This window comes from Acinetobacter sp. CIP 102637 (genome assembly GCF_000368425.1).
GTDB classification, from domain to species: domain Bacteria; phylum Pseudomonadota; class Gammaproteobacteria; order Pseudomonadales; family Moraxellaceae; genus Acinetobacter; species Acinetobacter parvus.
In genome coordinates, this window is the sequence record NZ_KB849435.1 from 1,844,848 (window position 1) to 1,865,699 (window position 20,852).

The 20,852-nt window shown below is 44.0% G+C and carries 22 protein-coding genes and 1 pseudogene; 16 read left to right on the top strand and 7 right to left on the bottom strand.

All coding sequences use genetic code 11. The features are described from left to right. Positions 1 to 19 precede the first annotated feature (19 nt). Entirely contained in the window at positions 20 to 1,918 is a 1,899-nt protein-coding gene (locus F967_RS11880) for a lytic transglycosylase domain-containing protein (protein ID WP_171063116.1), read from the bottom strand. A 309-nt stretch (positions 1,919 to 2,227) separates the two neighbouring features. On the opposite strand from F967_RS11880, the gene miaB reads away from it, so the two are divergent. From miaB to F967_RS13970, 4 genes and pseudogenes are all read left to right on the top strand, one after another. After that, positions 2,228 to 3,679 (top strand): tRNA (N6-isopentenyl adenosine(37)-C2)-methylthiotransferase MiaB, encoded by a 1,452-nt coding sequence (miaB, locus tag F967_RS11885; protein ID WP_004680516.1) that lies wholly within the window; start codon positions 2,228 to 2,230, stop codon positions 3,677 to 3,679. A gap of 39 nt (positions 3,680 to 3,718) precedes the next feature. Beyond that, positions 3,719 to 4,795, top strand: coding sequence for a PhoH family protein (locus tag F967_RS11890; RefSeq protein WP_004800108.1), 1,077 nt, complete (start codon positions 3,719 to 3,721; stop codon positions 4,793 to 4,795). A 72-nt stretch (positions 4,796 to 4,867) separates the two neighbouring features. After that, positions 4,868 to 5,353 carry an rRNA maturation RNase YbeY gene (ybeY, locus tag F967_RS11895; RefSeq protein ID WP_004800109.1) on the top strand — a complete coding sequence of 162 codons (486 nt, stop codon included), beginning with the start codon at positions 4,868 to 4,870 and terminating at the stop codon, positions 5,351 to 5,353. 37 nt (positions 5,354 to 5,390) lie between these two features. Continuing rightward, positions 5,391 to 5,498 (top strand): annotated as a pseudogene (locus tag F967_RS13970) (antibiotic biosynthesis monooxygenase); the annotation flags it as partial. A 37-nt stretch (positions 5,499 to 5,535) separates the two neighbouring features. Here F967_RS13970 and F967_RS11900 read toward each other — a convergent pair. Continuing rightward, the gene (locus tag F967_RS11900) at positions 5,536 to 6,420 is read right to left on the bottom strand and encodes an energy transducer TonB (protein ID WP_004800110.1); all 885 of its coding nucleotides are present in this window, start codon (positions 6,418 to 6,420) and stop codon (positions 5,536 to 5,538) included. A gap of 241 nt (positions 6,421 to 6,661) precedes the next feature. On the opposite strand from F967_RS11900, the gene F967_RS11905 reads away from it, so the two are divergent. The 8 genes from F967_RS11905 to msrA all read left to right on the top strand — a co-directional run bounded on the left by F967_RS11905 (position 6,662) and on the right by msrA (position 12,992). Further along, positions 6,662 to 7,342, top strand: coding sequence for a hypothetical protein (locus F967_RS11905; protein ID WP_004680526.1), 681 nt, complete (start codon positions 6,662 to 6,664; stop codon positions 7,340 to 7,342). Positions 7,343 to 7,805: 463 nt separating this feature from the next. Beyond that, positions 7,806 to 8,522: a DUF3108 domain-containing protein gene (locus tag F967_RS11910; protein WP_004762148.1), complete on the top strand. Its 717-nt coding sequence runs from the start codon at positions 7,806 to 7,808 to the stop codon at positions 8,520 to 8,522. A 144-nt stretch (positions 8,523 to 8,666) separates the two neighbouring features. Continuing rightward, a complete protein-coding gene (locus tag F967_RS11915; RefSeq protein WP_004674619.1) occupies positions 8,667 to 9,242 on the top strand; it encodes a xanthine phosphoribosyltransferase in 576 nt (191 codons plus the stop codon). 183 nt (positions 9,243 to 9,425) lie between these two features. Next, positions 9,426 to 10,268: a thymidylate synthase gene (gene thyA / locus F967_RS11920; protein WP_004800113.1), complete on the top strand. Its 843-nt coding sequence runs from the start codon at positions 9,426 to 9,428 to the stop codon at positions 10,266 to 10,268. A gap of 23 nt (positions 10,269 to 10,291) precedes the next feature. Beyond that, positions 10,292 to 10,801: a dihydrofolate reductase gene (locus tag F967_RS11925; RefSeq protein WP_004800116.1), complete on the top strand. Its 510-nt coding sequence runs from the start codon at positions 10,292 to 10,294 to the stop codon at positions 10,799 to 10,801. Between the two features lie 20 nt (positions 10,802 to 10,821). After that, positions 10,822 to 11,877 carry an Lnb N-terminal periplasmic domain-containing protein gene (locus F967_RS11930; protein WP_004800118.1) on the top strand — a complete coding sequence of 352 codons (1,056 nt, stop codon included), beginning with the start codon at positions 10,822 to 10,824 and terminating at the stop codon, positions 11,875 to 11,877. Positions 11,878 to 11,893: 16 nt separating this feature from the next. Further along, positions 11,894 to 12,310 (top strand): META domain-containing protein, encoded by a 417-nt coding sequence (locus F967_RS11935; RefSeq protein ID WP_004800121.1) that lies wholly within the window; start codon positions 11,894 to 11,896, stop codon positions 12,308 to 12,310. A 157-nt stretch (positions 12,311 to 12,467) separates the two neighbouring features. Beyond that, entirely contained in the window at positions 12,468 to 12,992 is a 525-nt protein-coding gene (msrA, locus tag F967_RS11940) for a peptide-methionine (S)-S-oxide reductase MsrA (RefSeq protein ID WP_004800124.1), read from the top strand. A gap of 56 nt (positions 12,993 to 13,048) precedes the next feature. Here msrA and F967_RS11945 read toward each other — a convergent pair whose 3' ends face one another. The 5 genes from F967_RS11945 to F967_RS11965 form a co-directional block, all read right to left on the bottom strand. After that, positions 13,049 to 13,453: an ExbD/TolR family protein gene (locus F967_RS11945; protein WP_004680539.1), complete on the bottom strand. Its 405-nt coding sequence runs from the start codon at positions 13,451 to 13,453 to the stop codon at positions 13,049 to 13,051. After that, entirely contained in the window at positions 13,453 to 14,073 is a 621-nt protein-coding gene (locus tag F967_RS11950; protein ID WP_004680541.1) for a MotA/TolQ/ExbB proton channel family protein, read from the bottom strand. The genes F967_RS11945 and F967_RS11950 overlap by 1 nt, the downstream gene beginning before the upstream one ends. 42 nt (positions 14,074 to 14,115) lie before the next feature. Next, complete coding sequence (locus tag F967_RS11955) at positions 14,116 to 14,868, bottom strand: energy transducer TonB (RefSeq protein WP_004800127.1); 753 nt, start codon at positions 14,866 to 14,868, stop codon at positions 14,116 to 14,118. Between the two features lie 212 nt (positions 14,869 to 15,080). Next, positions 15,081 to 15,944 (bottom strand): formyltetrahydrofolate deformylase, encoded by an 864-nt coding sequence (gene purU, locus F967_RS11960; protein ID WP_004800134.1) that lies wholly within the window; start codon positions 15,942 to 15,944, stop codon positions 15,081 to 15,083. Between the two features lie 83 nt (positions 15,945 to 16,027). After that, positions 16,028 to 16,729 carry a TetR/AcrR family transcriptional regulator gene (locus F967_RS11965; RefSeq protein ID WP_004800135.1) on the bottom strand — a complete coding sequence of 234 codons (702 nt, stop codon included), beginning with the start codon at positions 16,727 to 16,729 and terminating at the stop codon, positions 16,028 to 16,030. 120 nt (positions 16,730 to 16,849) lie between these two features. Here F967_RS11965 and F967_RS11970 point away from each other — a divergent pair, with 120 nt between their 5' ends. The 4 genes from F967_RS11970 to F967_RS11985 all read left to right on the top strand — a co-directional run bounded on the left by F967_RS11970 (position 16,850) and on the right by F967_RS11985 (position 20,809). Further along, complete coding sequence (locus F967_RS11970) at positions 16,850 to 18,304, top strand: coniferyl aldehyde dehydrogenase (protein WP_004800137.1); 1,455 nt, start codon at positions 16,850 to 16,852, stop codon at positions 18,302 to 18,304. 168 nt (positions 18,305 to 18,472) lie between these two features. Then, complete coding sequence (rpmB, locus tag F967_RS11975; RefSeq protein WP_004649871.1) at positions 18,473 to 18,709, top strand: 50S ribosomal protein L28; 237 nt, start codon at positions 18,473 to 18,475, stop codon at positions 18,707 to 18,709. A 12-nt stretch (positions 18,710 to 18,721) separates the two neighbouring features. Next, positions 18,722 to 18,877: a 50S ribosomal protein L33 gene (gene rpmG / locus F967_RS11980; RefSeq protein ID WP_003654787.1), complete on the top strand. Its 156-nt coding sequence runs from the start codon at positions 18,722 to 18,724 to the stop codon at positions 18,875 to 18,877. A 216-nt stretch (positions 18,878 to 19,093) separates the two neighbouring features. Then, a complete protein-coding gene (locus F967_RS11985; protein WP_004800140.1) occupies positions 19,094 to 20,809 on the top strand; it encodes a cation:proton antiporter in 1,716 nt (571 codons plus the stop codon). Positions 20,810 to 20,852 lie beyond the last annotated feature (43 nt).

Here is a 20,852-nt window from a genome sequence, read left to right on the forward strand (position 1 = left end):
AAATTAAACATCTCGTGTTCTAGGGTTCATTGCGCACAGGAATGATACTCATGCGTTTCTGCAAGGATTGCGCACCCTGCCCTAGTACCACGCCATAATGTGTTGCATTGGTCATGACATGCTTGACGTAATCACGTGTTTCCAATAATGGAATGCTTTCTGTGTACTGGTCTGCCGCCATGCTCTGGAAATCTGGCTGCCAGCGTCTTGCCCGATTTGGACCAGCGTTATAACCTGCTGTTGCCAGTACCGCATTGCCACTGAGCTGGCTTTGAATCATGGACAAGTAATAGGTGCCATAGCGAATATTGGTATTCATTTCGCTCAGTGCGGCTGGGTTATAGGTTTCCCCCATTTGGCGGGCAACCAACTTGGCCGTGTTTGGCATGATCTGCATCAGGCCACCCGCTCCAACATTGGAACGTGCTGTTGTTACAAATCGGCTTTCCTGACGCATTAAACCATACGCCCAGGCAGGATCAATACCAGCATTGTAACTATGGCTGGTGACATTGCTACGGTGCGGTGTTGCAAAACGGTAGGTGTCGTTATGCTTGTTGATGGTACGGTCAGCCGCATAGATTGCCCGATCATACCAACCCATGTCATGTGCACGTTTTGCCGCGGCCAGCAACATTCCATCATCCTGCTGCAAGTAGGCCTGACGAACCGCCCAGTTCCATTCCCTGTTGGTGTAGTTTGCTGGCGCATTCACATCCCGAAGTGCAAATGCACGTCTAAAATGGATGTTTTGATTTAAACGCTGTATATCCTGTGAACTCGGCTGCTCATCATAGGGTTGATGGTTATAACGCTCGCCCAAACGATCCTTGGCAAGCAAATTGTGATAGTCATCACCACTTTGCGCCAGTTTGCGATAAATCTGCTGCGCCGCCTGTTTTGATGCTGCATCTGAACGTTGCTCAGAGGCACGCGCCAACCAATATTGCCAACGATCTTCCTGTTTCTGGGTGACTGACATCGCATCAATGGCACGAATCAAGCTTTCCCATGCACCGAAACGAGTCGCCTGACGCGCGTAAATTTCGGCTTCTTCTGGGCTCAGCGGATAGCCATAACTTTGGTCGTAGGCATTGAGCACTTCACGATTAAAACCATTTTTCATCACTGTGGTGCCACCTACGTATCCAATGGTACGGTACAAATATTTTTGTACAGGCGATGGCGTATCCTGAGCCGCGCGCTGGATATTTGCCAGGGCATTGCTTAAATCACTGTCAGCCACACGCCCCAGAGCAAAAATCAGATAGGCATAATCCGCATCATTGGTTTTTGGCGCACTCCATAAATACCCCAATGGGTTTTCCTGAATCTGGTTCAACTGGGCAAGCGAAAGATTCAGCCCCATGGTTTGTGCGGTTGCAATAGCCTGTCCCGACTGCCCTGCGCGCAACTGTCCCCACAACCTTTGCTGACGGTCCTGAGCAGTCATAAGCGGGCTGGAAAGCATCATTCGCCCCAATCCTGTGCATGAGTCAGGCTGGGCATTGGTGGCTAACCAGACATCTTTATATTCCGCATAAACCAGACTGTCGCCTGTCTGTGCCCTGACCTGCGCAACCGCGCAACTTTCGGCCTGGTCTGGATTGGTCACATAGCTTAAAACGGGTTTTGCTTCGCTAAAATTCGCTTGTTTGACTTTTTCTTCTACATAATCCGCCGCTAGCTTCTCAGCCATTGCAGATTTTGGGTAGCGTTGGGCAAAGCTGAGAATTGAGGACGCAGGCTGAAAACCGAGATTGGTGTTGAGTTTCCAATATTCTGGATAATAGCCCAATACATCATTCTGCATCGCAGCTTGATATTGATCCAGCAAGGCGGTGTTGCTGCTATTGGCCGCACGCAGGGCATCGTTAAACTGTTCATCCAGCGCATAGACAGAAGAGCACACAATCATTCCACCAACCGCCACAATACGGCGGAAGTTTTTCTTGTTATTCAGTTTATTGGTCACGGTTGTTATAAAATCATGTTGCTTATTCATTTTCATCAATACATTTGCCCAGTTTTGCCCTGCCCTCATAGTGTAATAAGTCTGGCTTCCCACTATTGTTGTGTTATGTAACTTGCTGATTCATATTCATTAAGATTCACGTAATTTCACCCACAATGTGTCCATTTTTTTCAGTTTTTTATTCTCTGCGCACATCGAAAAATACTGCTATAATCCGCGGTTTGTTTAAATCCACCTTGTTTAGGAGCCTGCATGACGGTTCAAACATTCATTCCAAGTGCTGTAAAAGCTGCCTCAGAAAACACTGTTACCCAGCCAATGCACACCGCTGATGTTTCAATAAAGAAGCTGTATATTGAAACTCAAGGGTGTCAGATGAATGAGTATGACAGTCATCGTATGGCAGACTTGCTGGGTGATTCACATGGCTATGTGCTCACCGACAATCCAAATGAGGCAGATATTCTGCTCATGAACACCTGCTCAATCCGCGAAAAAGCGCAGGAGAAAGTATTTAGTGGCCTAGGCCGCTGGCGTAAGCTAAAAGAACAAAATCCTGATCTGGTGATTGGTGTGGGTGGCTGTGTTGCCTCTCAGGAAGGCGACAATATCCAGAAACGTGCACCCTATGTGGATATGGTATTTGGCCCGCAAACCCTGCACCGTTTGCCACAAATGCTTGATCAGCATCAGGCACAGGTGGAAAAGCCGAAGAAAGAAAAAATCAAACTGGTTGATATTTCTTTCCCTGACATTGAAAAGTTCGACTTCCTGCCTGAACCACGTGTTGAGGGATTTAAAGCCTTTGTCTCGATTATGGAAGGCTGTTCAAAATACTGTTCATTCTGTGTAGTGCCGTATACTCGTGGTGAAGAGGTTTCTCGCCCACTGGATGATGTGTTGGCAGAAATTGCAGGGCTGGCTGAAAAAGGCGTACGCGAGATCAGCCTACTCGGTCAAAACGTGAATGGTTATCGTGGTGAAACCTTTGATGGTGAAATCTGCACTTTCCCTGAATTACTGCGTTTAGTGGCCGAAATTCCAGGGATTGGTCGTTTGCGTTATACCACCTCCCACCCGCTTGAATTTTCAGATGACCTGATTCAATGCTACCGTGACCTGCCACAGATGGTGTCGCATCTGCACTTGCCTGTGCAAAGTGGTTCCAACGATGTGTTACAGGCAATGAAACGTAACCACACCATTGATGTCTACATCGATAAGATCGCGAAATTGCGTAAGGTCCGCCCAGATATGCATTTATCCAGCGACTTTATTATTGGTTTCCCAGGTGAAACCGATGCACACTTTGCTGAAACCCTACAGTTCATTAAGGACTTGGATTTCGACCATTCCTATAGTTTTATCTATTCAAAACGACCTGGTACGCCTGCGTCAGACCTGCCAGATGATACGCCTGAACAGGTGAAAAAAGACCGTTTGGCTCAGGTTCAGCAAGTGATTAAGCAATCAAGTATTGATAAGACCGATGCCATGCTGGGTAAAATTGAACGTGTCCTGATTGAAAAGGTGTCTGACAAGGACCCGAATGTTTTAATTGGTACAGCGGACAATACCCGTCTTGTGAGCTTTATCGGTGATGTCGCGTGGATTGGGCGTTTCGCGGAGATTGAGATCACTGAAATTAAAACTTTAAATTTAGTTTATGGTGAACTCTTGAATCTTGAACCTGACGTGGCGTAATGTAAGGGTATTCCTACACGTGAGCTAAAAGGGTTTCTCTTGACTTCAGCGATTAAACGTACTGTAACGTTCCCTGAAATTTCCATGGAACATTTAAAACGAATGCTCGGTGCATACAACGGGCATTTAAAGCAAATCGAACAACGTTTAGATGTCAAAATTACTCACCGAGGCGATGCCTTTTATCTAGACGGTGATATCGAAACAATCGAAAGGGCCGAGGCACTGTTGCAACGGCTCTATCAAGAATCAGAAATTTCTTCACAAATCAGTGCCGATGTCCTGCATTTGATGATTCAGGGTTCACAGACCGACCGTGAACTGATGGATGATTCAGATCAGGAACATACAGGACTGGATAGCGTTTGGTTGCAGACCCGCAAAGGACGAATCAATCCGCGTGGTGCCAACCAGAAACGCTATGTGCAGCGTATTTTACAAAGTGACATTTCATTCGGAATTGGCCCTGCGGGTACTGGTAAAACCTATCTCGCCGTTGCTGCCGCAGTGGACATGCTGGAACGCAATGAAATCCAGAGAATCTTATTGGTCCGTCCTGCGGTTGAAGCGGGTGAAAAGCTAGGTTTCCTGCCAGGTGACCTCACCCAGAAAATTGACCCTTATTTACGCCCACTTTACGATGCCCTCTATGAAATGCTGGGCTTTGAAAAAGTGGCCAAACTGATTGAACGTCAGGTAATTGAGGTTGCTCCGCTTGCCTATATGCGTGGACGAACCCTGAATCATTCTTTCGTCATTTTAGATGAGGCACAAAATACCACACCTGAACAGATGAAGATGTTCCTGACCCGTTTAGGTTTTGGTTCGCGTGCCGTGATTACAGGTGACGTGACTCAGGTGGACTTACCTCGTGGACAGCAATCTGGTTTGGCTCATGCCTTACGGGTGCTTGAAAATGTCCATGAAATTCATATTACCCGTTTCCATTCCCGTGATGTGGTGCGTCATCAACTGGTACAAAAAATTGTTGAGGCCTACGAGGGCTGGGACAGCGAACAGCAACGCCTGTCTGCTGAAGCCCGTGCCGAACGCAAAGCTCGACAAGAAGCATTGATTGCAGAAAATGATTCTGCGGCAGATGCGCAACACTCATAGAAAAATCTCCAATCCCCCTTTTGTTGCGGTGCTTTAGTCGCATCTCAGGGGGGCCGCTTTTAAGGATCTATTTTGAAAATCAATTTAAGTCTGCAACAAGACTTTCAAGCTGCCGAACTACCACTTAAACGTGGTCAAATCAAAAAAAATATCGAAACCACGCTGCATCATGTTGGTTTCAATACGGACTGTGAAATAGGTATTGCCTGTGTTGATCTGGCAGAAAGCCACGAGTTGAATCTACAATACCGCGAGAAAGACAAACCCACCAATGTACTGTCTTTTCCAAGTGACATTCCAGAAGAAGTGCTTAGCTTACTGGATGCAGAACCTTTGGGTGACTTGGTGATTTGTATTCCCGTGGTTTTACAAGAAGCCACAGAACAGCAAAAAACACCAACTGATCATTTCACGCATTTATTGGTTCACGGCATCCTGCATTTGCTTGGCTATGACCATGAAACCACTGAAGCTGATGCTGAAGAAATGGAAGCGTTGGAAATTGAGATTCTTAAAAAGCTTGGTGTTGCAAATCCATATCAGGCAGATGAAATCTAGAACAGCATCCCATGTATATCGTTATTGTATATCGTTATTGTATATCGTTATTTTTAAAGCCACTATCAAAGAACTAGATTCAATCTACTCAGAAATGGCACAAAAGCTGAGGAATAAGGCATTGAGTCAATTTAAAGGAATAAGGCATTACGTTTTATTCAATATGCTGTTCGCCCATATAATCAATGCACTTCAAATTCAGCATCGACAGGATCAAAACGCCAGGTACGCACAATTCGTAACTCAGAAATATCTTTCATATTGGCATCAAAAGCTCCAAATGGTGCACCACGGCGTACAGAGGCTTTTGCTGCCTCATCCAGAATTGCATGTCCAGAGCTTTCAATAAGGCGAATGGCGCGGATACCCCCCTGCGCATTCAGGATGACCATTAGACGCACTTCACCCGACAGGCGCTGTTGTTTTGCTTCATCTGGATAGTAACGGTTGCCATACAACTCAACTTTCTGACGGAACTTATCCAGATAAGCCGCCGAAGCATCCTGCTTTGCCTGAATACCATCAACCGTTTTAATACGCTGTTTACGGCTAAAGTTTTGCTGGCGTTTCAGATACTGGGCCTCAAGGCTTGCCACCATTGCAGCTTTCGCCTGAAACTGGCTTTGCAATTCATCCAGTGCCTTTTTCCGCTCACTCTGTTCAGCCTGTTTCTGCCAGCTAAGTACGGTCATCAAGACTTTTTCTTCGAATTTTAATTCCCGTTTTTGTTGAACCTTTTCCAGGCTTTCCAGTTCTGACTCACCTGTGGTTGCATCGGCCTGCATTGGTGAGGGTATGTCACTCGACATCAAGTGTGCCTCGCGGAATTCACCTGAACCCTTTTGGTCAGCCTGTGCCAAAAAGTCGGCATCTTTCACCTGCTCCTTGCTGGGATGAACCGTGACCGCAATTTCCTTGGTTGAGGTATCGGCGGGTGATGGCATCGCAAACTGAATGGTCAAAACAATACCATGCAACAGCATCGCCAAAGCCACTGCTGCAATAAAGACTGGATCTTGCCACCAATAAGGAGACAGTTCAGAACGAAAATTTATTTTCTTCAACATGCGATTCAAGCGACAAAAATGCCTCATCCCTAACGGTGGTTACCGTATAAAAACCTAACCGATATTCAAAATTTTACAAAAATGTGATCCACTTATAGCTACAGTGTTTCCATACCATCATTTTATGAAAATGTAGCAATTAATTTTGCTACACTGCAAGTTAGAAATTTATTTTTATTTTTAGTTATTACAAAGATTGTGGCATTGCATTAAAAACAATTCACTTTCTGGAACAACTTTTATGCAAACGCTAATTTCATCCGTTGTTAAACGTCTACGTAAAGTTTACCAAAAAGCCGAAGAATTCATCGAAGAAGAAAGAGAGTTTTCATTGTCACAAGTGTTTGTCAATGCGACAATGGAACGTTATGTCACAGAAAATGTCAGTATTATGCAAGACCTGCATGCTGACCTCTATGATGGCTGGCTACGCCTCTATACCACTCTGGACGTTAAGGGCTTACACACAACTTTATCTGTCGACTTAAAATTGATTCAGATGGAAATGAATCAAGATGTACAGTTAATGGTGTTTGAACAGATTAGCAATACTCAGGTCATTGAAGCACGTTTCAAGCACATCTTGCAGAAATGGGGATTTTATATTGCGATTTGGTATTATCAAAAATTTCGTGATGAAGATCCTCTAGGCAAAATTTTAGAGCATTTTAAAGTCGTTAGTGTCGAAGGTGATTTACTTTATCTTGATTTAAACCAATGGTTTAAAAATAAGCCAAGTATTATCGAAACACTGAGCAAGGTGCATGTGAACCGTGCCAGAGTACGCCCCGCCGAATTGATTGTCTGGGGCAATGTCAATCTGGCCGCAATCCTGTATCCATCCAACGAAGATCACCTTGATGATGATGGGCTGGACGAGACTGAAGTTACCCCTATCCAACAGAAAGATAGCAGAAGGTAAGGAAATCGCATACATAGGGCATGTTATAAAATCTTTCACGCCTCAAAAATACACATCTTCATGTTTTATACGAAAAATTAACAAGCGCTTAGTAAAAAACCTGATCTTTTCTTCATAATCTACAGGCATAATAACTAGGGTCTGTTGACATTTCAGCCATGCATTGCGTTATCGGCTAAAACGACATAAACAAGGCATGAAACGCAGGCAATGGCGACCCCCTTGTCAAGTTTCATAACGCAGTTTAGAGAAGTTTTAGCCATAACCCTGCGGGACAGGGACATTTTTTGCCGCTACTGCGTTATGCCTTACTCATTTAGGATAGCTAAATTTCGTAAGTCATGCCTTGTACCGTCTAAAAAATGTCCTCTGTCGCAAGCATCTGTGAAATATCAACAGACCCTATAAATCTTAATGATAAATGAGTGTTCTACTTTGCGATTCACTCAAAGGAAACCATGTTATGACAAAGAAATTATCGAAAGTTCTTGGTTTTACGACAGTAACCTCAGCTGCAATCCTATGTGCAGGCTTATCGAGTCATGCATTGGCAATGGCCCCTTTTCAGGCGAGCTATCAGTTCAGCTACAACAACAAGAATCTCGGTTCTGCGACACGTACCCTTTCGCAACAAGGCAAAAACTGGACCTATGTATTCAATGCAAAGGCAGGTGGTATTGCATCCGCAACTGAAACCAGCCAGTTTAGTTTTGTGGACAATAAAATCATCTCACAAAAATTTAGCCGCAGCAGTAAAGTCCTGATCCACAACAACACCATGAGCATCAACTTCAATCCAGCCAGCAAGGTGATCAACACCAAAAAGGATGACAAAACCCGTTCATTTGCCTGGCAGGCAGGGGCACTGGATGAGTTGAACGCCGAACTCCAGTTGCGTGAAGACCTAAAGAATGGCAACACACTCCAGCCGCGCTACTTGATTGCTGATGACAAGGCTGTGGATGAACGTCGTTTTGTGAAACAGGGCAACGAAACCGTCAAGACCAATTATGGTACTTTTAACACAATTAAGGTGGTACTCCAGCATGACAAGCCTGAACGCAATACCGTTTTCTGGCTGGCACCAAAGCTCGACTATCTGCCAGTAAAAGTGACCCATAATGATGGCAAATCATCCTATGGCCTTTTATTGACAGGCTATTCAGGGAAAACCAACTAATTTTTAAAACAATATGCGGCTTCGTGTTCAGTGTGTAAATAGGGTTGAAAACTGCATCAACCCGATAATTTTGGCTTGCAATTTTTGGGATGCTTTTTAAAATATGCCTTTGCTTGAAAAAGCATCCGTTTAGAGGATTCTCCCGTGTACGCTTTAGAACAGAAAATCTTAAATGAAGGTATCGTTCTATCTGACCAAGTTTTGAAAGTTGACGCTTTCTTGAACCACCAAATCGACCCTGTACTGATGCAGTTGATTGGTAAGGAATTTGCCGCTCGTTTTAAAGATGCAGGCATTACTAAGATTATTACCATTGAAGCATCGGGGATTGCGCCAGCCATCATGGCGGGTCTGGAACTTGGTGTTCCTGTAATTTTTGCCCGTAAATATCAGTCCTTAACACTTAAGGATGATCTTTACCGCTCTAAAGTGTTCTCCTTCACTAAGCAAACTGAAAGCACTATTGCCATTTCAAACAAGCATCTCAGTTCAACCGACAAGGCACTGGTGATTGATGACTTTCTGGCAAATGGTCAGGCTGCACTGGGCCTCATCGACCTCATTCATCAAGCCAATGCGGAAGTTGTGGGTGTCGGGATTGTGATTGAAAAGTCATTCCAGCCAGGCCGTGATGTCTTGCTTGAGAAAGGCTACCGTGTCGAGTCGCTGGCACGCGTAAAATCTTTGGCGGATGGTAAAGTTAGCTTTATCACAGAATAAGCCTGACTGCTGACGAAAGGGCGCCTTGAGCGCTCTTTTTTTATATTGGAAAATGAAAAAATACTACACATCGCAAGTGTCATGCTGGGCGCAATCAGGGTATCATGACAACAATTTTGCTGTTCCATATTCATTGGTTTCAATCCCTATCCTGATTAACCACAGAATGTTTTAGAGAAAGTTATGCGTACATATTTAGACCTTTTACAACATATCCTAGACAATGGCGGTGACAAGGGTGACCGCACTGGAACGGGTACACGTTCGGTATTTGGTCATCAGATGCGCTTTGACCTTTCCAAAGGTTTCCCACTTTTAACCACAAAGAAAGTTCACTTTCGTTCCATTGTGATTGAGCTACTTTGGTTCCTGAAAGGTGATACCAATGTTCAATATCTCAAGGACAATAAAGTCACCATTTGGGATGAATGGGCAACTGCGGAACAAACCGCCCGCTTTGGTCGTCCAGAGGGTGAGCTTGGGCCAGTTTATGGCCACCAGTGGCGCAATTTCGGCGCAACACAAAATGAAGATGGCAGCTACCAGCAAAATGGTTTTGACCAAATCAAATGGCTGGTTAATGAAATCAAGACCAATCCCAATTCACGCCGTTTGATTGTGTCAGGCTGGAATCCAAACGAGGCTGGGAAAGTGGCTTTGCCGCCCTGTCATACCCTGTTCCAGTTTTTTGTTCAGGATAACAAACTGTCATGCCAGCTTTACCAGCGTAGCGCGGATGTATTTCTAGGTGTGCCATTTAATATTGCCAGCTATGCCCTGCTTACACATATGATTGCGCAGGTATGCGGTTTAGAGGTAGGTGACTTTGTCTGGACAGGCGGTGATACGCATTTATATGCCAACCATTTTGAGCAGGCCCAGTTACAGCTTACGCGTGAACCCTTACCGTTGTGCCAGTTAAAGCTTAACCCAGACATCAAGGATATTTTCGATTTTAAATTTGAAGATATTGAAATTGTGGGTTATGAATCACATCCTGCGATCAAGGCACCTGTGGCAGTTTAAAATCAGATGAGGGAGACGATCAAATGGCATGGCAAGGTATAGAAGTTGTTCACGTGGTGGCGATGGATAAAAACAACTGCATCGGCAAGGGCAATGCTCTACCCTGGCATATTTCTGCTGACCTCAAGCATTTCAAGGCCATCACCCAGGGCGGTGTGGTGATCATGGGCCGTAAAACCCTAGAATCAATGGGACGTGCCCTGCCAAACCGTGTGAACTGGGTGATTACCCGTGATCCGTCATGGCAGTATGAGGGTGTCAAGGTGGCGCACAGCATCAAAGAGGCACTTGATGGTGCACTTACAGACGTACAACACGCTGAAAAGTCATCCTTATTTATTATAGGTGGAGGAGAGATCTTCAACCAAACACTTGCGATTGCCGATCGCCTTGAACTGACCCATGTGGATCTGGATGTTCGGGGAGACGCACATTATCCAGAACTCTCTGAGGATTTTTATAAAGTAAACTCAGAACATCATACTGATGAAAAAACCAATATAGCGTTCGAGTTTGCAAGCTACCAAAAATAAAAAATGGATTGCGGATGCTCATGCATAACATTGCATCACGAGAGTTCTTTATTGCTCTAGGGATTGGTTTCCTACACAGCCTTTTTGCCCTGTTCGTGATCATCTCCAGTATCTGGTTATGCCTTGCTTTATGGATTCAACAACCTCTTGGAACGGTGCTTAGCCGTGTGGTCATTGTCATCTGGGGCTTATTCGCCCTGAGCCTGATTGGCTTTTATGTCAGTGGGCATTTATTTAGCCGCCGTACCGACATCATTATCTACTCTCTGGTGTTTGCCTGTTCACTTGGCTGGTATTTTTCCCAGGATGCAAAACAGGACCGAGACTGGGATCCTGAAGTTGCCGAACAGTTGAGTTATGAAAAACACGGTGACCTTGTAACCTTGCATAAGGTCCGCAATTTTGACTGGCATAAAGATGGCAGCTACGATATTCGCTGGGAAGACCGTCACATAGACCTGAATAAAATCACTGGCGTGAATGTGATTACCTCCTACTGGATGGGGCCACAAATTGCCCATACATTGGTCAGCTTTGATTTCTCTGATCAAAAGCCCCTGGTTTTTTCTATTGAAATTCGCAAAGAAAAGGGTGAAGAGTTTTCAGCCATTGGCGGTTTTTTTCGTAAATATGAACTTAGCCTAGTGGCCTCTGACGAAAAAGACATTGTGTATACCCGAAGCAATATCCGCCATGAACAAGTCTATTTATTTCCCATTAAAATGCCTGCCACTGAACGCAAGGCCCTCTTCATCGAGTATCTCGACAAGGCTGATGAGTTGCAAGCTGAGGCGAAATGGTACAACACGCTGACCAGTAACTGTACTACGCTGGTATTTGATATGATACAGGCGATTAATCCACAACGACTGCCTAAAGATTACCGTTTATTGGCATCAGGCTATCTACCCAATTACCTCTATGATCTTAAGGCAGTGGATCAAAATTACAGCATGAAAGAATGGTATCAGATGGCCCATATCAATACGCGTACCGCAGATTTTGGGCAGCAGTCAGACCAAAGCAGTGAGGCATTTTCCAGATTGATTCGAACAGGTTTACCAAAGAATGAATAATTAAGTATAAATTCACGTGAATATTTACCAAAAACTACGTTCATCCTACGAAAAGACATATAGAAGCGTGAATCATTTCATATTATATTTTGATGTAATATATTCAGCAAAACAAACAATTACCCTATTTGAACGTCCGTGGATTACCACAGAAATCAACGGCAAATTCATAGAGGTCGACAGTCCCAACCGCCCTGCTATTTATTTTGATGCAAAAAACAAGCGTTTTGCAGGTGCAGATGGTTGTAACAAAATACAGGATAGCTTTGACAGCAATAATCAACACTTAAAGCTGGGTCAAATAGCGTCAACATTAATGGCCTGTCATGGTGCCCAGGATACTATTTCTCGTGACTACAATGATGCACTGGCACAAACCAATCGCTATGAGGTGAAAGGACATGAGCTGAAGTTTCTAGATAAATCAGGTTAAACTTTAGTGAAGTTTGTGACGGTTATTCAGCCGCTTCCTTTCAAGAACCGATAATGTCTTGAGTTAGAAGTAAAAGCCCGTTTCAAATACGGGCTTTTACTTTTTAGGCACTTCGTTTACTTTAATAGCATTCTGAAAGATTAGAAAAGGGAAATATATGCAGCAGGCACTGTTTGGTGGTGGATGTTTTTGGTGTGTAGAGGCTGTGTTTTTACAGCTTAAAGGTATAGAAAAAGTGGTGAGTGGCTATGCGGGCGGTATTGTCCACAACCCAAATTATGAGCAGGTCTGTCAGGGCAATACACAGCATGCCGAGGTGGTCCTGATTGATTTTGATGAACAGCAGATCAGCTATTCACAACTCCTGAACGTGTTTTTCACCACACATGATCCAACCACATTAAACCGTCAGGGCAATGATATTGGCACACAATACCGTTCCGTCATTTACTATTTCAATGATGAACAGAAACAGCAGGCTGAACAGGTCATTCAGAGTCTGGAAGATAAAAACCTCAACATTGTCACCGAGTTAAGTCCAGCACCTACATTTTATCCTGCGGAAGAGTATCACCAGAATTTCTATGCCCGTAACCCATCACAGGGTTATTGCAACTTTAGCATTCCACCCAAGCTTTCCAAGCTACGCTCGAGGTTTGCGGACTTGCTCAAAACCGAATAGCCCAAAAAAAAGCAACTCATCATAGAGTTGCTTTTTTTATCCAGCCCACTACAAGATCAGTTTTCACTGGCAAATGCGATATCTGTCAAACCTGCCTCACTGGCACGGGACATCACCTGAGCAACTGTATCATATTTTGATTCTTTATCCGCCCTCAACACAATGGTAGGCTGAACAGACTGCTTCGCCTGATCCTGAAAGCGTTGCTCAAGCTCATCCAGACTTACCACTTCCGCATTCCAAGCCACTTCACCTTGCTGGTTCACGTTAATCGTGATCGGTTTCTGTGGCGGTGGCTGTATCTCAGCCGTTGTTTTTGGCAAGGTTAATGGAATGGAGGGGTTGGCAACCGTTGCTGTGACCAAGAAAATAATCATCAATACCAGCATAATGTCGATCAGAGGAATGAGGTTCATCTCATTCATGCCACTATCGTGGTCTTCACCCAATTGAAAACCCATTAAGCCTGACCTCCAACTAAGCTTTGTTGAGTCGCTTTAGTTTCTGTTTTTATAGGTGTCTCTTGCTGCAACATCGTATCGATTAACAGGCTATGCGCTTGATCTTGTAAATCATGTGCCAAGCCACGATTGAAACGTACACAAATGTTGTAAGCCAATACCGCAGGAATCGCTACAGATAATCCCAAACCAGTCATGATCAACGCTTCACCAACAGGTGTTGCGACTTGCGCTAAGCCTGCCTGACCGCTCGTACCTACAGCGACCAGTGCATGGAAAATACCCCAAACAGTCCCAAACAAACCCACAAATGGCGCAAGCGAAGCAATTGTTCCAAGAACAGAGACACCTTTTTCTGCTTGAGATTTTTCAGCCGAGATTTGACGAAGTAAAGCTTGCTCAGCAACCGCTTTGCGTTGTTCAAAGGTCAAAGGCTGTAGTTTAGATTTCAACGTCGCCAGAGCCTGAGCAAGCTGGGCATAGGCCTGTTGCTTCAACTGGCGTGTTCCCAATAGGCGTAGAATGAAAATAGTCCATGTCGCAATCGACATTGCTAATAGGATGAAATACAGTGTTTTACTTACTGCATCTGCATGTTGCCAATAAACTGAAAAGTTCATATACGAACTCCTGATTTTATCTGTCGCGAGGACTCAAATTGGTTAAGGACTAAGATCAAACGGTTGTTCTGCGCGAATTGGGTACGCAACACCATTTTCCATATAGGGTTTAAATTTCGCACTTTTAACGGCACGTAAAATCTTTTCATCCAGACCTGGCAAACCACTACTACGCGTAATACGGGCATTGGTAATTTTACCTTTCCCATCTGCTTCGATGAGTACCATTGCCGAACGCGGCTGGTTTTCCAGATCTTTTGCGGACACTGACAGTTTTGGTGAACGGCTCCACTGCACGCCTGAACCACCAATTGAAACACGTTTTGGCGATGGATCGGCTGGCGGCGCTGCGGCTTTAGGCACTTCAACAACAGGCTGAGGTTTCTCAATCACTTTTTCTGTGACAGTCGTGCTCACCACAACCGACTCAACCTTTGGCTCAACTTTTTCAACCACAGGTTTCGGTGCCTCGGCTTTTTTAACCTGCTGAATTTTTTCTATTTTCTTAGGTGGTGGTAATGCCTTTTCAACCACCTTGACCTGTTTCACTTCTTTTTTAGGTTCTGGTGGTTTGGGCTTTTCTTTAGGCTTCGGTGGCTCAGGCTTAGGTGGTTCCTGAATCTTGACAAATTTTACCCTGATTGGATCTTTTTCAACTGGTTTAAGTTCCATCGTTTTCATGTGGTTCACCGCCCACAGAACTCCCACATGACCCATCACGACCACCACGAGGGCGGCAAGGATTTTTTTCTTCATCGGATGAGATGTATTCAATAGTGCAGGAGATTGACTCATGAGAATCTAGTTACCTAATAGATGGTGACGCTTTAAAAATAAAAAACGATTTCACTCATCGGATAGAACAATGAAAGTGCCGTAATAATAAATGAGAAGTGTTTTCATTTTCAACTATTTTTTCTTGTCAAATCATTATCCATTGAAAAATAGGCATAAAAAAACATGCCCTGAAGCATGTTCTTTTTACATAATGCATACACAATAATAGATTAGAACACTACGGTTTTATTGCCATCGACAATGATGCGGTCTTCCAGATGCCATTTGACTGCACGTGCCAATACATTACGCTCTACATCCTCGCCCAACTCACGCAATTGCTCAACATTGTAGTCATGGCTGACACGTTCAACATCCTGCTCAATGATTGGCCCCTGATCAAGATCGGCAGTGACATAATGCGCTGTGGCACCAATCAGCTTCACACCTTTCTCATAGGCCTGTTTGTACGGGTTTGCACCAACGAAAGCAGGCAGGAATGAATGGTGAATGTTGATGATCTTCATTTCCCACTTGGCAACAAAGTCTTCACTCAAAATCTGCATATAACGCGCCAAGATCAATAGATCATTGCCCTGCATCATTTCATCAATTTGCGCATACGCTTCAACTTTATTGTCTTTATTGACTGGTATTACATGGAATGGAATACCAAAATTTTCAACTGATTCACGCAAATCTGGATGGTTTGAGATGACTTGGGTAATTTCACATGGCAATGAGCCACGTGCATGGCGCCATAACAGCTCCAGCAAGGCATGGTCCACCTTGGAAACCAGAATCCCGACTTTCTTCAATTCACCCACGAAAGTCAGTTTCCATTGCATTTCATAGCGATCTGCAACATTGGCCGCAAAGGTTTGCATCAGGGCTTCTTTACGGGACTGTAAATGATCCAGCTCAAACTCAACACGCATAAAGTAACGTCCGCCTTGAGCTTCTGTTGCGTACTGATCAAGTGCGGTAATGTTTGCTCCCTGATGATACAAAAAGCTCGATACAGCTTGCACGATCCCTGGCTTGTCTTCGCAAGTAATCAGTAGTCGTGCCGTATGGGCAGTGGTCGTGTTCATGTGGTTAATATCACTTATTGGAATCAAAATTAAAAATCAAGCCGAGCATTCTAGCTCTTTTTTGCTTATGACTAAATACCTACTTATTCATCATCATCATTTTTAAGATTAGATAAGCTAGCAAATAAGTCCGACAGTCCCAAAGATTTCAATAATTGTTCATACGTTTGACGACTTTCGCCCATTAAATAAGGACCTTCCAAAAATACCATTTGTCGTAAAGCTTGCCATACCCATTTTTCTTCTAAACGATTGTTATCACTAATATGACCCGACATGTACAGGAAATTAGTCCAGTTGGTCAGCACAATCCAAAGGTTGATGATCAATGCCTCAATTTCCGAGTCCGTCATTTTCATCAGGCCAGCATCCACGAATGCACGGTAAATTTTCTGGCCCTGTTGCATCACCTGTCCAGCAAAGCGAGGATAAACCTTTCGGAAGTCCTCATTGTTTTCAACAAGATGATAGACATCGCGATGAATAAAACGATAAGCCCACAACTGGTTGCTCAACACCTGAAAATACCTGATTTTGTCATTGGCATTTAAAGGTCGATCTGTTGGTAATGCCAACATTTCCAAAGTTTCAGCCTGATATTGCTGTGCTAATTCCTTAATAATTTCCTGCTTGTTTCTAAAATGATAATACAGGTTGCCTGGGCTGATCCCCAGTTCAGCCGCAATGTGGTTGGTTGTGACCAAACGCTCGCCACGCTCATTAAACAGCTGCAAACTGATTTGCAAAATTCGATCTTTGGTTTTGTTCGGTTTAGCATGCGACATTGATTTTAACCATCTATAACATTATCAATAGGTTATAAAGCAAACCTATAAAGCGACTTGACACTTTAGAGTATTTACTCTAAAAATTAAAAAATAATAAGCTTTTTTTGGTCTACTCCTATGAACAGTCAAACAAAAACAACCGCGATGACACCTCGTGTCGATGTGCAACGGTTACATGATTTGCTTGAGCAGCAGCAAGCAGCCTACCAACGCCATCCTGTACCAAGCGCCAAAGAACGTATTGAACGCTTAGCCCGACTTAAAAACATCTTGGTAAAATATCAAGATCAATTTGCGAACGCAATCAGTCAGGATTATGGCAACCGTGCCATTATGGAAACCAAGATTGGTGAAGTTCTTACCTGTTTAGAACATATCAAGTACTATAGCAAGAACCTGACTGAATGGATGCAGCCCTCTAAGCGCCACATCAGCATGTTACACCAACCTGCAAAAGGCTGGGTACAGTATCAGCCATTAGGCGTGATCGGCATTATTGCACCGTGGAACTATCCACTGCTGCTTTCAGTTGGCCCACTGATCTGTGCATTGGCTGCGGGTAACCATGCCATGATCAAGATTTCAAGTGCATCATCAAAATTCGGTTACGTGCTTGAAAATGCCCTTTCTGAAGCATTCCCACAAGAATTGGTGACCGTGATCAATGGTGGTGGCGCGATTTCAGATGCCTTTAGTCATTTAGCATTTGATAAATTAATTTTCACAGGTTCAACGTCTGTCGGCAAAACCGTGATGGCTGCCGCTTCACAGAACCTTGTTCCTGTAATTCTGGAACTAGGTGGAAAATCGCCTGCTCTTGTACATTCGGCAATGAATATTCGTGATGTGGCACAACGTATTGCGGTAGGTAAACTTTGGAATGCAGGTCAAACTTGCGTTGCACCTGATTACATATTCCTACCTAAAGGCAAAACGGCAGAATTCACCAAACACTATCAGGATTTTGTGAACACCATGTACCCAACACTGCGTGACAACAAGGACTATACCTCTATTGTCAATGACAAACAATACAATCGTCTTCAAGGCTATTTAGAAGATGCACGTGATCAAGGTGCGACGATCATCGAGTTAAACAGCAAGAAAGAATCTTTAACTGAAGTTCGTAAAATTGCACCAACGTTACTCACAGGTGTAACCACAGAAATGGAAATTATGAAAAATGAGATCTTTGGTCCAATTCTTCCTATTCTAGAATATGAACATATTGAAGATGCACTTCAATTTATCAATAGTCGACCACGTCCATTGGCGTTCTATTATTTTGATATTGATATGGCTCGTGCTGATTATGTTGCAGGACGCACCCATTCTGGACATTTTGGTATTAACCAAACCCTCACTCATGTAGCGCAAGATGATCTACCATTTGGTGGTATAGGTGCATCGGGTATGGGTAAATACCACGGCAAGGAAGGCTTTTTCAGCTTCTCACATGAACGCTCAGTGATGTCTAATCCAGTCAGTCCAAAACTGTACAGCCTCAAATTTATTTTGCCGCCGTACAATAAAGCAGCGCACAAACTGCTTTTGAAAACCCTATTTCGTTAAGCTGATCAAGGCATGATCTATTACACGAGATCATGCCGTGTTTTTACTAAATTCGCTTGTCTTTTAATCGTATTTTTGGTATAAAACGCCCCTTGAATGATTTCATCCGTTTACTTGAATGGCTAGTTGCACGAAACCGTGCTGTATGAACTAGCAATGGAGTTCACCATGTCTAAGGTTTGCCAAGTTACCGGCAAGCGTCCAATCGTTGGTAACAACGTATCGCACGCAAACAACAAAACCAAACGCCGGTTCGAGCCGAACCTGCACCACCACCGCTTTTGGTTAGAAAGCGAAAAACGTTTTGTACGTCTTCGCTTAACCACTAAAGGTATGCGTATTATTGATAAATTGGGTATCGAGAAAGTTGTTGCTGATCTCCGTGCTCAAGGTCAAAAGATCTAAGGAGTCTGAGCAATGCGTGATAAGATTCGTCTCGTTTCTACAGCTGGTACTGGTTATTTCTATACCACAACTAAAAATAAACGTACTATGCCGGAAAAGATGGAAATCAAAAAATTTGATCCAAAAATCCGTCAACACGTAATCTTCAAAGAAGCTAAAATTAAATAATTTTAGTTTTCTTAAAAAACGGCTTCTTTTGAAGCCGTTTTTTATTGCCTAAAAAATGCTATTAATAGTAAGAAATGAGTTACATGATTTTTTTTGATCATTAAAAAAATTATCATCAACAAATTCGATTTTACTTGTTACAATTTATTCGCTGTTTTCTTGGCATGTTTTATGCTCATTTATTTCTACCTTAACCGCAACGATTAAGGAGCTTCGATGCCACATGATGTTGATTTAATTATATTACTTGCTGTTGGCTTTGGTATGGCTCTTATTTTTGGCTATATCGCAGCACGTTTACGCCTACCTCCTCTGATCGGTTATTTAATTGCGGGCATTATCATTAGCCCAAATACACCAGGTATCGTCGGTGACATTCATCTCGCCAACCAGCTTGCAGAGCTAGGTGTTATGTTTTTGATGTTTGGTGTGGGAATGCATTTTCCCCTCAATGATTTACTTCAGGTGCGCCGTATTGCCCTACCTGGTGCGATTCTACAAATTGCGGTTGCCACCCTGCTTGGTATCGGTGTTTCCATGTACTGGGGTTGGAGCTTCGGTTCAGCGCTCATCTTTGGTTTAAGTTTATCGTGTGCCAGTACCGTGGTCTTGCTCAAGGCACTGGGGGATCGTGGGCTACTCGACTCGGTCAATGGGAAAATCGCAGTGGGCTGGCTGTTGGTTGAAGACCTTGTCATGGTTCTCGCCCTGGTTCTTTTACCTGCAACCGCCGTGTTACTGGGCGGACATGCCTTGCCTGGTACAGACACCTCACAAAGTATCTGGCTGACGATTGGCATTACCCTACTCAAAGTCACAGGCTTTATTGCATTTATGCTGATTATTGGTAAACGTCTTGTCCCAATGATCATGCAGTTTGTTGCCCGTTTAGGTTCCCGTGAGCTCTTTACACTCACCGTGGTTGCCGCCGCAGTTTCAATTGCCTACGGTTCCTATGCAGTTTTTGGCGTTTCCATGGCGCTTGGTGCTTTCTTCGCGGGTATGGTGGTGAAAGAGTCCGACTTTAGCCATCGTGCAGAAGAGGAAACTCTACCATTACGTGAAATCTTCTCAATTTTATTCTTTGTCTCAGTCGGGATGTTGTTCGATCCAAGTATCCTGATTGAAGAGCCTTTACGCATTTTGGCTGTGATTACCATTATTATGGTGGGTAAAACTTTGGCTGCGATAGCACTGGTTTTATTCTTCCGTTATCCGATCAATACCGCTTTAACGGTCGGTGCCAGTTTGGCGCAAATCGGTGAGTTTTCATTTATCCTTGCGACACTCGGCTTATCACTAGGTTTACTCACCCCTGATGCACAGAACCTGATTCTGGCGGGTGCGCTGTTCTCCATTACCCTCAACTCATTTGTGTTCTCAGCCATTGAGCCTGTACAACGCTGGATTCGTGAGCGCTCGCATTTGGCACGGTTATTAGAGCGTAGTGCTGACCCACTGGCCATGCTGCCAGATGAGGTGGATCAAGCCTATTTACGCGATCAGGTGGTGATTATTGGCTATGGTGGCGTAGGTCGCCGTATCAGTGAAAACCTGATACAGCAAAACATCAAGGTGGTGATTGCTGAAGAGAACCGTGAGATTGTGGAAAAACTGCGTTCTCAAGGCATTGCTGCGGTCAGTGGTGAGGCAACTGAACCCAATGTGCTGATTCAGGCCCATATCCAGCATGCACGCCTACTAGTCATTTCCCCAATGGATATTCTGGATATTCACCGTATTGTTGATATTTCCAAACAGCTTAACCCTGAGATTCAGGTGCTGATCTGTGCTGAAAGCAAGGAAGAGGCTGCCGTGATTCGGCAGGAAAACCTGGGTGAAGTATTCTATGCCAAGGAAGAAATGGCAAAGAATATGAGTCATCATATTTTGAACCAGATTGAAATCGCACACCAATCCCCTGCACATTAAGCATTTTCAGGACAATAAAAAAGCGTACCCAAAGTACGCTTTT